This is a genomic window from Shewanella phaeophyticola (genome assembly GCF_025398315.1).
Classification (GTDB): Bacteria; Pseudomonadota; Gammaproteobacteria; order Enterobacterales; family Shewanellaceae; genus Shewanella; species Shewanella phaeophyticola.
This window is the reverse complement of record NZ_JAODOQ010000001.1, coordinates 3944449-3956522: the sequence shown is the minus strand read 5'-3', so window position 1 is coordinate 3956522 and position 12074 is coordinate 3944449. Positions and strand designations below refer to the sequence as shown.

Annotated in this window: 6 protein-coding genes and 4 pseudogenes; 9 read left to right on the top strand and 1 reads right to left on the bottom strand. The window is 44.5% G+C overall.

Going from position 1 to position 12074, the window contains the following annotated elements:
* The first annotated feature begins 228 nt into the window (after positions 1 to 228).
* A pseudogene (locus N4T56_RS18280) lies at positions 229 to 1582 on the top strand (outer membrane protein transport protein).
* A gap of 223 nt (positions 1583 to 1805) precedes the next feature.
* Complete coding sequence (gene glpK, locus N4T56_RS18275; RefSeq protein WP_261734227.1) at positions 1806 to 3302, top strand: glycerol kinase GlpK; 1497 nt, start codon at positions 1806 to 1808, stop codon at positions 3300 to 3302.
* 113 nt (positions 3303 to 3415) lie between these two features.
* Here the strand turns inward: glpK and N4T56_RS18270 are convergent, their stop codons facing one another.
* Positions 3416 to 3736, bottom strand: a complete 321-nt coding sequence (locus tag N4T56_RS18270) for a hypothetical protein (RefSeq protein ID WP_261734226.1) — start codon at positions 3734 to 3736, stop codon at positions 3416 to 3418.
* 886 nt (positions 3737 to 4622) lie between these two features.
* Here N4T56_RS18270 and mraZ point away from each other — a divergent pair.
* The 7 genes and pseudogenes from mraZ to mraY all read left to right on the top strand — a co-directional run bounded on the left by mraZ (position 4623) and on the right by mraY (position 12066).
* Complete coding sequence (mraZ, locus tag N4T56_RS18265; RefSeq protein WP_261734225.1) at positions 4623 to 5081, top strand: division/cell wall cluster transcriptional repressor MraZ; 459 nt, start codon at positions 4623 to 4625, stop codon at positions 5079 to 5081.
* Positions 5082 to 5105: 24 nt separating this feature from the next.
* Entirely contained in the window at positions 5106 to 6047 is a 942-nt protein-coding gene (rsmH, locus tag N4T56_RS18260; protein WP_261734224.1) for a 16S rRNA (cytosine(1402)-N(4))-methyltransferase RsmH, read from the top strand.
* Between the two features lie 14 nt (positions 6048 to 6061).
* A complete protein-coding gene (gene ftsL, locus N4T56_RS18255) occupies positions 6062 to 6376 on the top strand; it encodes a cell division protein FtsL (RefSeq protein ID WP_261734223.1) in 315 nt (104 codons plus the stop codon).
* An 11-nt stretch (positions 6377 to 6387) separates the two neighbouring features.
* Positions 6388 to 8136: pseudogene (locus N4T56_RS18250) on the top strand (penicillin-binding transpeptidase domain-containing protein).
* Positions 8120 to 9613, top strand: a complete 1494-nt coding sequence (murE, locus tag N4T56_RS18245) for a UDP-N-acetylmuramoyl-L-alanyl-D-glutamate--2,6-diaminopimelate ligase (protein ID WP_261734222.1) — start codon at positions 8120 to 8122, stop codon at positions 9611 to 9613. Before N4T56_RS18250 ends, murE begins: the two are co-directional and overlap by 17 nt.
* Positions 9610 to 10984 (top strand): annotated as a pseudogene (locus N4T56_RS18240) (UDP-N-acetylmuramoyl-tripeptide--D-alanyl-D-alanine ligase). The gene murE and the pseudogene N4T56_RS18240 overlap by 4 nt, the downstream one beginning before the upstream one ends.
* Positions 10985 to 12066: pseudogene (gene mraY / locus N4T56_RS18235) on the top strand (phospho-N-acetylmuramoyl-pentapeptide-transferase). It abuts the pseudogene before it with no gap.
* Positions 12067 to 12074: the final 8 nt, after the last annotated feature.

Sequence of the window (12074 nt, the reverse complement as noted above, 5' to 3'; positions counted from 1 at the left end):
ATATAGCTTGAGCGTACAGCTATGTTTTTTTTCATCAAAATTTGATTATGTAAATTGTAAATGTTGCACTGGATCACAGTTTCAATCTGCACATTTCAAAGGTCATCTTAAGTCCCTACTAGTTGCAAAGCCATTCTGGATCAGTACACTTATGCGCTCATTTAAGTCGAGCTTTTGCTCTATTGAAGCCGGTTTAAGCGGGATGAATCTACAGCACAGAGAATGATAATGAAAAAAACAGTGTTAACATTGGCCATTAGTGCCATTGTCTTTGGGGCAACAACTCAAGTCAACGCAGCAGGTTTTCAACTTGCCGAATCTTCAGCTACCGGTTTAGGTCGTGCATTTGCGGGTGAAGCCGCCATAGCAGATAACGCCTCAACTCAAGCGCGCAACCCTGCAATGCTATCTTACCTCGAAGGCCGTCAACTTTCTGCTGGTGGGATTTATGTTATGCCTGATATTGATGTACTGGGCGACGTTAGCATTGAATCTTCATTACTGGGCTCAGATGCTATTGTCATTGACGCTAACGCGATTGATGTTGCAGATGACGCTCTGGTACCGAACTTTTATTACTCTAATCAATTAAACGATCAATGCGACCTGGGGTCTAGCGGTTAACTCAAACTATGGTTTAGCGACTGAGATAGACTCAACCAGCGCCGCGGCTATTTTTGGTAATCACACCTCTATTACCACAGTGGAGTTTAATCCAAACATTGCTTATCGTATCGACGATGAGTTTACTGTGGGCGCGAGCCTGCGTATTGTCTATGGCGAAGGCGAAATTAGCGCGACAACTCCATCTTGGATTGATGCGATTAAAGCCAACCCGAATGTACCTGAAAGCATTGTAGAGCAGTTGCCTGCAGCCGGTACTGAGTTAAAATCGATGGAAGGTGATGACATTAGTTACGGCTGGAAAGCGGGTGCAAGTTGGCAGATTAATAAGAATCACCGTATCGGATTAGCTTATCACAGTGGTGTTGAGTTAGAGCTTGATGGCAGCGCTGCAGGTGTGAGCTATGACGGTGGCCAAGATGTTGAAATTGACGGTTACTTACCGATTGAGATCCCAGCTTTTGCTGAACTTGCTTCTTATCATCAATTGACCGATAACTGGGCAATGCACGGTAGCGTAAACTGGACTGAATGGAGCGTGTTCGATCAGCTTGTGGCTTACTTTCCTGGTGATGTAAAACCAACTGGCGATCTTGAGTCAGATGTTGTGAAAGAAGAGAACTTTAAAGACAACTGGCGTTATTCGATTGGTAGCACATACACTGTGAATGATCAGTGGACATTACGTGCTGGTGTCGCACTTGATAAAACTGCAGTAGACGATGAACACCGAACAACTACGATTCCTGACTCTGACCGTTTATGGTTTAGTATGGGTACCGGTTATCAAGTCACTAAAAACCTGAATGTTGACCTTGCTGTGACTTATATCCGCATGCACGGTGATGCACCAATCACTGAAACTCAGGATCTGTTGGGTTTAGCTTCCGTTGGGTATAGTGGTGAAGCGACAGGCCATGTATGGTTAACAGGTTTACAGGTTAGCTATAAAATGTAATCTGCTTGGTGTTTGAACCAAGGATTTTTAAATAAGCCCCGCATTATGTGGGGCTTTTGTTATTATTGGCCGTTGAATCAGTCTAATTAGGCAAAGCAATGGTCATTTTTGTTAAACTCAGACGATTACATCTAGTTTATATGTCGATGTAGCATGCCATACAGAGCCTGTTAAGTAGAAAACCATACAAAAATAATCATCAAAAAATGATATAGGAAATCAGATGGTTGCTAAAAAATTCATTGTCGCGTTAGACCAAGGCACAACCAGTTCTCGTGCGATTGTGTTTGATCATCAGGTCAATATTGTTGCCGTTGCGCAGCGAGAGTTTACCCAGCATTATCCTCAAGCGGGCTGGGTTGAACATGACCCAATGGAGATTTGGTCATCGCAAAGTTCGGTCTTAGTTGAGGTATTAACTCGAGCTGGTATTGGCCGTCAAGATGTTGCTGCTATTGGCATTACTAATCAACGCGAAACCACTATTGTTTGGAATAAACACACAGGTAAGCCTGTATACAATGCGATTGTGTGGCAATGTCGTCGTAGCCAGGGTATTTGCCAACAGCTCAAAGCGCAAGGCGCTGAAGAGAGAGTACGCCAAAAAACGGGGCTGGTATTAGATCCTTATTTTTCAGCGTCTAAAATCAAATGGATTTTAGACAATGTTGACGGTGCGCGTGAACTCGCCGAAGCCGGTGATTTGTTATTTGGCACTGTAGACACCTGGTTAGTATGGAAGCTCACTCAAGGCGAAGTGCATGTCACCGAACCAACCAATGCATCTCGTACTATGTTATTCAATATCCACACTCAAGAGTGGGACAAAGAACTGCTGGAGTTATTTGATATTCCCCTCACCATGCTGCCAGAGGTTAAACCGTCATGCGCCATATACGGTTATACCGAACTTGCTGGCAACCATGTGCCTGTTGCTGGTATGGCAGGGGATCAACAATCGGCGTTATTCGGTCAACTCTGCATTGAACCCGGTATGGCCAAAAATACTTATGGTACTGGGTGTTTCTTATTAATGAATACTGGCGATAAAGCGGTTGAGTCGACTCATGGTTTATTAACCACAATGGCCATCGGTGCAGATGCTAAAGTCAATTACGCACTAGAAGGTTCAGTCTTTATGGGCGGGGCGGTAATTCAGTGGCTGCGAGATGAGTTAGGCTTAATTACAGATGCGTGTGACACCCAATACTTTGCCGAAAAAGTCGATGATACCAATGGTGTGTATTTAGTCCCCGCTTTTGTTGGATTAGGTGCGCCATATTGGGATGCCGATGCTCGTGGAGCGATTATTGGTCTGACTCGTGGTGCTAATCGAAATCATATTATTCGGGCTGCTCTTGAAGCGATCGCCTACCAATCTCGCGACGTACTCGATGCGATGAGTAAAGATTCGGATGTGCCATTAACCGAAATTCGAGTCGACGGTGGCGCGGTATCAAATGACTTTTTAATGCAGTTTCAAGCCGATATTACTGGGGCGAAAGTCATTCGTCCATTAATGACAGAAACCACCGCCATGGGCGCGGCATTTTTAGCGGGTTTAGCTGTTGGTGTGTGGGGATCGACTGATGAGCTAAAATCAATGTTATCGACGGAGCGTGAATTTATTTCCACAATGGATCATAACCACAGAGCTGAGATTTACGCTGGCTGGAAGCAAGCGGTGTTGCAAGTGAGTCCTAACAGCGAACCACAGTAATAGATATTATACCCATCAGCGTTAATAAGTGGTCACTCAGAATGCGTCCTGTCGTTTTTGATTAAGGCGTCGCTATGAAATCATGGTTGTTCACTTTACAACAAGTGATGGTATTACACTTCGATATCAATGTGCTGACTTGCGGTTTCTCCACGAGTGGAGAAACGCTCGTCAGTCGCCATTCTTCTTAAGCGGTTGCCGGTACTTTTTTTGCCATCAACGGTGCGTAATGTTAAACGGCGCTCTTTACGTACCAATGCTTTTTTGGTTGTAACAGGTTTGCGAGCAATATGCGGAGGCAGTTGCGACTGTGGTGTCTCATGGCTGTCGGCGTTTATGGCACTGGTCTTATTTACCTGCTCGACAACTCTTCGATGCTCACTGACGGCACGTACAGGTCTAGCGAGCATGGCATAAATGCTATCAATACTCATGTCGCGCCCTCCTGTGCAAATAAAAAGATTAGGTATATATCACTAATTATACTTGTTATCGGCACCTTGCGGTTAAAATTTAATCATAATTCATCTTGGCGTCATTTAAGATAATCCATCAGGTTCTTACTCTTTGGTTTTTGTTTGTCTCAGTGTTTTGGTTGATTTGTAACGACGTTGACGATAATCCATTTGAGCTTAGGTTAGCATCGCTCTTCAACATGTTATTCACCGCTTTAGACGCTTCATTGATTATGAAAAATCTTTAAATATCAGCAAGCCCTAATATCGGCATTAAGAATAATTAACTGTGATTGCGAGCTGAATTGATAAAATGCCTGCCCTTGATATTGAGAGAGATAGATACGATTAGCGTCTGGACAATGTTGCTGTAATTAAGCCGATAAATCATTTACCGACGTTAATGTTCTAGCGTTAACTACGTCGCACAAGAAGAACATTGAGCATAAGCCGTTGCTGTTGCAGTTAAATGAGAAGGTTTTTTTAACCGCTTTTCTCGATCAAGATCGACAATTTATGAGTTTTAATGCGGAGAAGTTCTTTGCTAACAGGCTCATAATTCAATCTAAAGGTGGAGTATTTAGATAATTAACGCACTTTAATTAAAAGAACCGCTGCTATTTTCGCTGATAAAATGAGCGTTATGTCTCTGGTTTAACTCATTTACCCTGATTTTAAGCTGTTTTTTACAGACGGCTTTGTCATTCCTCCTGCTTGAGATCAATTTGCTGCTAACCCGCTTGGCGTCTGGATTTAATATATCTGTCCATCCCTTGACAACACTTGCCTTGAGTCCCTAAACTTAGCATTTGTGGGAAAAAGTGGATCATTGTGGATCAAATGCTAACAAAAAGGGTGTAATAAAGTGTTTCGAGGTGCCAGTGCTATAAACATGGACGCTAAAGGACGGATCGCAATTCCTGCGAGATACCGTGACGCGTTGCGTGTGGAGCATGCCGGTACAGTGATTATTACCGTAGACATTAATGCCGCCTGTTTGTTGATTTACCCATTGCACGAGTGGGAGTTGATTGAAGCAAAACTGAAATTACTCTCTGACACCGATCCACTTGAACGTTCCTTTAAACGAAAATTACTGGGTCACGCACAAGATTGTGAACTAGACAGCCACGGACGCATTGTGATCCCACCGGCTTTGCGAAGTTTTGCCAGCTTAGAAAAGAAAACCATGCTGGTGGGCTTACTGAATAAATTTGAACTGTGGGAAGAGTCTGCTTGGCAGCAACAAATGGATGATGGCAACGAGCTTATCCATAGCCAAGATTTAGCCAGCAATGAACGTCTGGCACATTTTTCACTGTAGCGACCAATAAGGTTAACAAAACCAATGAGCCAAGAGTTTGCCCATTTATCTGTATTACTGAATGAGACTGTAGAGGGTCTCAATATCCAAAGTGATGGCATCTATATTGATGGCACATTTGGTCGTGGTGGACATTCTCGTCATGTATTGAGTCATTTAGGTGCTAATGGCCGTTTGATTGCCATTGATCGCGATCCACAAGCGATTGAAGCCGCTAAACAGTTTGCCGACGACTCACGTTTTCAAATTGTGCACGGTGGTTTTGGTCAGTTAGCGCAGTATGTTGAAGAGCTAGGGCTTACTGGCAAAATTAACGGTGTGTTACTTGATTTAGGGGTGTCGTCACCACAATTAGACGATGCCGAGCGCGGCTTTAGCTTTTTACGCGATGACTCGTTGGACATGCGCATGGACAATAGCCAAGGTCAAACCGCAGCACAGTGGATTGCCCGCGCAGAAATAGAAGATATGGCATGGGTGTTTAAAACCTATGGCGAAGAAAAAAATTCACGACATATTGCCCGCTGCATTGCGGCCGATCGTGAAAAAACACCATTTCTACGCACCAAAGATTTAGCCGATTTAATTGCGCGTATTACTAAAAACAAAGAACGTAATAAACACCCGGCGACTCGGGTATTTCAGGCCATTAGAATTTATATCAATAGCGAACTAGAGCAAATTGATCAAGCGCTTGAAGGCGCGTTAACGGTACTCGCTCCACAAGGACGCTTGTCAGTTATCAGCTTTCATTCATTAGAAGATCGCATGGTGAAACGTTTTATTCGTCGTCATAGCCAAGGTGAAAGTGTCCCGCATGGGTTGCCCATCACAGAAGCTGAGATCAATAAATCACGCAAGTTAAAAGCTGTTGGCAAGGCGATGAAGCCTTCGGAAGCAGAATTAGAACAAAACCCACGTGCCCGCAGCTCGGTGTTACGAGTTGCTGAGCGCTTAGATTATTAAAGACCGAGGATAATGTGAGCCAATCACCATTAAGTTTACCTCGGATTGTGTTGCTCGACCTCTGGCATCACAAATGGATTGTGCTGCTAGGTTTGCTCGTGGTCGCCAATGGCATTGTGGTGGTTTACACCAGCCATGTAACGCGGCAGTTGACCTCTCAATGGGATCAATTACTGCAAGAGCAAGACAGACTAGACATTGAATGGCGCAACTTATTATTAGAAGAACAATCGCAGTCAGAACACAGCCGTGTGACGCGAATGGCAACAAAAGAACTTAATATGGCTCGACCACTTCCTAAAGAGGAAGTCATTATTCGAGTTCAGTGAGCATAGGGACTATGGCGAGACAAGCAAAACGAAAACTGAATCACGAACTGATACCATGGCGTTTATACGTCGTGGTTGGCTTCGTTTTGTTGTTATTTTGCAGCCTGATTGCGCGCGCCGCTTATATTCAAATTATTGAGCCTGACAAACTGCGCCACGAAAGCGATATGCGCACCTTACGTACCACCAGTAATCAGGTGCAGCGCGGTTTAATTACCGACCGTAACGGTGACATGTTAGCCGTCAGTGTGCCGGTTCGTGCAGTTTGGGCCGACCCTAAACATGCATTTGATCAAGATGCGTTTAAAGATATGCGTCGTTGGCAAGCGCTTGCTGATGTTTTACAAGAGCCAGTCGATAAGCTGGTTCGTAAAGTAAAAGGCAACCCCAAAAAGCGTTTTGTGTATTTAAAGCGTCAAGTGACTCCAGCCGTAGCAGATTATATTGAGCAGCTTAAAATTGGCGGCATTTACCTTAAATCAGAATCGCGTCGTTACTATCCCACCGGTGAAATCGCTGCTCAGCTTATTGGTATTACTAATATTGATGACGTAGGTATTGAGGGCATTGAAAATACCTACAACACTTGGCTTACTGGCACACCCTCTAAACAAAAAGTACGAAAGTCGCGCGACGGTAGTGTTGTTGAACGTTTAGATATGGTGCAAGAGGGCGAAAGCTCAAATGATCTGGTATTAAGTATCGACCAACGTATTCAGCAGTTGGCGTACCGTGAGCTCAAACGAGCCACTGAAATGTATCAAGCGACATCAGGCTCAGTTGTAGTGATTGACGTCAACACGGGTGAGGTTTTAGCGATGGCCAATACGCCATCTTATAATCCAAACTCTCGCGACAACCTTCAAACTCACCGCATGCGTAATCGCGCATTAACCGACACTTTTGAACCCGGCTCTACTGTAAAACCGTTTGTGGTTGCTGCTGCTTTAGAGGCGGGCACGGTGAAATCCAATGAGTTAATTCAAACCTCGCCAGGTTGGATGCGAATTGGTGGTCGTCAGGTACGCGACTCTAATAATTATGGCGACATGTCGCTGGCAAAAATTCTCGTCAAATCAAGTAACGTAGGCATCAGTAAATTGGCGTTATCTATGCCAGTTCAGCAATTATTGGGTACCTATCAGTCAATGGGATTAGGTAACTATTCTGGCATCAATTTAACAGGTGAAAGCGCGGGGTTAATTCATGACCGTAACCGCTGGTCTGACTTTGAACGCGCCACTTTATCATTTGGTTATGGTTTTACCGCAACACCACTGCAAATTGCGCGTATGTACGCCACACTCGGCAGCGGTGGCATATTATACCCAGTTTCGATTTTAAAACTGAAACAAGCCCCTAAAGGCGAACAAGTCATTTCCACTCAAGTTGCCAAAGATGTCATGCAAATGTTAGTAGGCGTTACTGAAACCGGCGGCACAGCCAGAAAGGCTCCATATTGACGGTTATCCCGTAGCGGGTAAAACAGGTACTAGTCGTAAGGCGGTAGCGGGTGGTTATGGCGATGATTATGTCGGATTATTTGCTGGTGTTGCCCCCGTTCATAACCCTCGCTTAGCGATTTCTGTAGTGATTAACGAACCAAAAGGCGACAAGTATTACGGCGGCGATGTTGCTGTCCAGCATTTGCCAAAATTATGTCTGGAGCATTGCAAATGCTGAATGTTGAGCCAATTTCAGAGCGAGAGGCTATCCATTTAGCCACCGCGCAAGGAGCGCAGCATGATGTTATTAAATGATCTTCTAGCGCCCTGGTTTCATTACGCAGGGGAAGAGTCGATAAACGATTTAACCCTTGATAGCCGCAGTGTTAGCAAGGGCAGTTTATTTGTCGCGCTACCAGGTCATAAAGTAGATGGTCGTCAGTATATCGCGCAAGCCATTGATGCAGGTGCAGCTGCAATATTAATTCATACTGATAATCCGGAACAACATGGTGTTGTTGATGCGCAACAATACTCAGTGCCCGTGGTGTATTTTTTCCAACTCGGACGACAGCTATCTGCCGTCGCTGCTCAGTTTTATGCAACTCATACCCATTCACTGGCATTAATTGGTGTTACTGGCACTAACGGCAAAACCTCAGTTAGCCAAATCATTGCGCAAATTGTTAATTTGCTCGGACACCCAGCAGCGGTTATGGGCACGTTAGGAAATGGTGTTTGGGGACAATTGGTCGACAGTGGTAATACAACGGCTGATGCCATTACTGTAATGAAGCAATTAGCCGAGTTTAATGCTCAAAGGGTAAAAGTGTGTGCCATGGAAGTATCGAGCCATGGTCTAGTGCAAGGCCGTGTAGAGGCCGCTCCCTTCGAAACGGCAATATTTACCAATTTAAGCCGCGATCACCTTGATTACCATGGTGATATGGATGCCTATGCGGCTGCAAAGAAACGCTTATTTCATTTTCCTAGCTTAAAACACGGTGTCATTAACATCGATGACGCCACAGGTGCTAAATGGTGTGCTGAGCTCGCTAATCATCAGATTAAATCGTTCAGTACTCAAGGCGATACCAGTGCCGATTTTTATTGTACCGATGTGCAATACCATGATGCAGGCGTGAGAGCTGTATTGCACTACCCAGCACTCAATGGCCAAAGTCGCTTATCGGCTAACATTGAATCACCCTTACTGGGCGCATTTAATTTATCAAATTTAGTCGCAGCCATTGCAGCCTTGTATTTGCAAGGCATGTCGATGAGCGCCATGCTCGCTGTGATGCCAAACGTGGTGCCAGTAGCCGGTAGAATGGAGCGCTTTTCAGCTGCTAATAAAGCCACTTTAGTGGTTGATTATGCACATACGCCAGATGCCATTGAGCAAGCGTTAAAAGCATTACGAGTACATTGCAAAGGCACCTTATGGTGCGTATTTGGTTGTGGTGGTGACCGCGACAAAGGTAAGCGCCCATTAATGGCACAAGCCGCAGAGGCGTTTGCGGATAAGGTGATGATCACTAGCGACAATGCGCGCAGCGAAGATCCACAAACCATTATCAACGATATTTTACAAGGCATTAGCCAACCGAATAATGTGTTAACACATGTTGACCGTATTAACGCCATTACACAAGTTGCCACAATGGCCAAGACTGATGACATCGTATTGCTTGCCGGTAAAGGTCATGAAACCTATCAAGAAGTCGCAGGCCAACGTATCGATTATGATGAGCGCGCTTTAGCACTTGCTTTGTCTAAGGACGCATTATGATCAGCTTATCGCTTGCTCAACTCGCTGAGCAATTACAAGGTCAATTGCACGGTAAAGACCAAACAATCTCTGCTGTAAGTACCGACAGCCGTAAGATAGACACAAAGTGCTTATTTGTTGCGTTAAAAGGTGAGCGCTTTGATGGTCATGATTTTGCTCAAACGGCGGTTGATAATGGTGCGGTAGCCTTGCTTGTTGATCATGTTTTGCCTTTTGATGTTGCACAAATTGTGGTGACAAATACTCAAAAATCCATGGGTAACATTGGCGCGCTTGTGCGTCAAAATGTTAAGCCCATTAGTGTCGCTTTGACGGGGTCAAACGGCAAAACCAGCGTGAAAGAGATGGTGGCGACGATTTTATCGCAGCATCACCAAGTGTTATTTACCGCTGGTAATTTTAATAATGAAATTGGTGTGCCTTTAACCCTGTTGCGGTTAACTCAAGGTGATGAATACGGCGTGTTTGAGCTCGGCGCCAACCACAGTGGTGAAATCGATTACACCTCATCATTAGTGCAACCGCAAGTGGCATTAGTGAACAATATTGGTAGTGCACATCTTGAAGGCTTTGGTTCATTAGATGGCGTTGCACAAGCAAAATCAGAAATTTTTAATCATTTAGCCACAGATGGCACTGCAATTATTAACGCAGATGATCAATATGCTGAGTGTATGTTGCAACGCTCTAAAGGGCACAAGCAATTACGTTTTTCTCGCCATGCAGACATCAATGCGGAAGTGAAAGCGAGTGCGATTGAAGCTGATGAGAATGGCTGTTGTCGCTTTACTTTAACCTTCAACAACCAACACGCAGAGGTGCAATTACCGCTTGCTGGCTTGCATCAGGTGAGCAATGCATTAGCGGCCGCATCTATGTGTATCGCACTAAATGTCCCGTTGAATGTTATCGCACAAGGGTTTGCGTTACTGAAACCCGTTAAAGGGCGTATGCAACCGCATAAGCTCGGACGCATGTTGTTAATTGACGACAGTTATAACGCAAATCCAACTTCTGTCAGTGCGGCAATCAATTGGTTGCAACAACGTGATGGTTATCGTTTTTTAGTGCTGGGAGATTTAGGCGAATTAGGCGACAATGCTGCCCCTTTGCACGCCAGCGTTGGATTGCAGGCGAAAAATGCAGCAATAGACGGTTTATTTTGTTGTGGCCAACTCTCGAAGCCATGCCAGTGAGGCATTTGGTAGCAAGCATTTTTCAGCACAAGACAAATTGATTGTCGCATTACAACAACACCTCAAAGATGTTGAAGGCAATGTGACTATTTTAGTTAAAGGTTCTCGCAGCGCCGCTATGGAGCGGGTTGTCGACAGTTTATTGAATGCCTTTGGGCGTGGGGAGTTAGTGTAGATGCTGGTTTATCTAGCCGAGTATTTAACCCAGTTTTATAGCGGGTTTAACGTTTTTTCGTATGTAACGTTCCGGGCTATTTTGGGCTTGTTGACTGCATTAGTGTTTAGTTTGTGGTGAGACCAATTTTAATTAAGCGTCTGCAAATGCTCCAGATTGGTCAAGTTGTGCGTGATGACGGCTCTGAGTCGCATTTTAGTAAACGTGGCACACCAACAATGGGCGGTATTTTAATCCTGGCAGGTATTTTTATTAGTGTGCTGCTGTGGGGCGATTTGTCTAATCGTTATGTGTTGGTGACGTTGTTTGTTTTAGGGAGTTTTGGCGCGATTGGCTTTATTGATGATTACCGTAAAGTCGTTAAAAAAGATTCTAAAGGACTCATTGCACGTTGGAAATATGCGTTGCAATCCATCGCAGCAATCGTCGTGGCCGTGTTTTTATACAGCTCGTCGACTATGGGCGGAGAGACCCAGTTGGTGGTGCCATTCTTTAAAGATGTTATGCCACAACTGGGCTTTATGTTTATTTTATTGGCTTACTTCACCATTGTGGGTGCCAGTAATGCAGTAAATCTAACTGATGGTTTAGATGGTTTGGCTATTATGCCGACTGTGATGGTGGCCGCAGCATTTGCATTAATTGCATATTTATCTGGCCATGCGCAATTTGCCAGTTACCTCCACTTGCCACATTTACCGTTAGCCGGTGAGCTGGTGATTGTATGTACTGCAATGGTCGGTGCAGGCTTAGGCTTTTTATGGTTTAACACATACCCTGCACAAGTGTTTATGGGCGATGTAGGCTCATTGGCATTAGGTGCAGCATTAGGTGTTATTGCTATTTTAGTTCGCCAAGAGATTTTGTTAGTGATTATGGGTGGCGTTTTTGTAATGGAAACCGTGTCAGTGATCTTACAAGTCGGTTCATACAAATTACGTGGACAGCGTATTTTCCGGATGGCACCTATTCACCACCATTATGAATTAAAAGGATGGCCAGAGCCGCGTGTTATTGTACGCTTTTGGATTATCTCATTGTTTTTAGTGTTGTTAGGTCTTGCGACTCTAAAACTGCGCTAAACAATTAT

Coding starts and splice junctions, on each gene's coding strand:
- glpK (WP_261734227.1), top strand. CDS start 1,806: ATGGTTGCTAAAAAATTCATTGTCGCGTTAGACCAAGGCACAACCAGT.
- N4T56_RS18270 (WP_261734226.1), bottom strand. CDS start 3,736: ATGAGTATTGATAGCATTTATGCCATGCTCGCTAGACCTGTACGTGCC.
- rsmH (WP_261734224.1), top strand. CDS start 5,106: ATGAGCCAAGAGTTTGCCCATTTATCTGTATTACTGAATGAGACTGTA.
- murE (WP_261734222.1), top strand. CDS start 8,120: ATGATGTTATTAAATGATCTTCTAGCGCCCTGGTTTCATTACGCAGGG.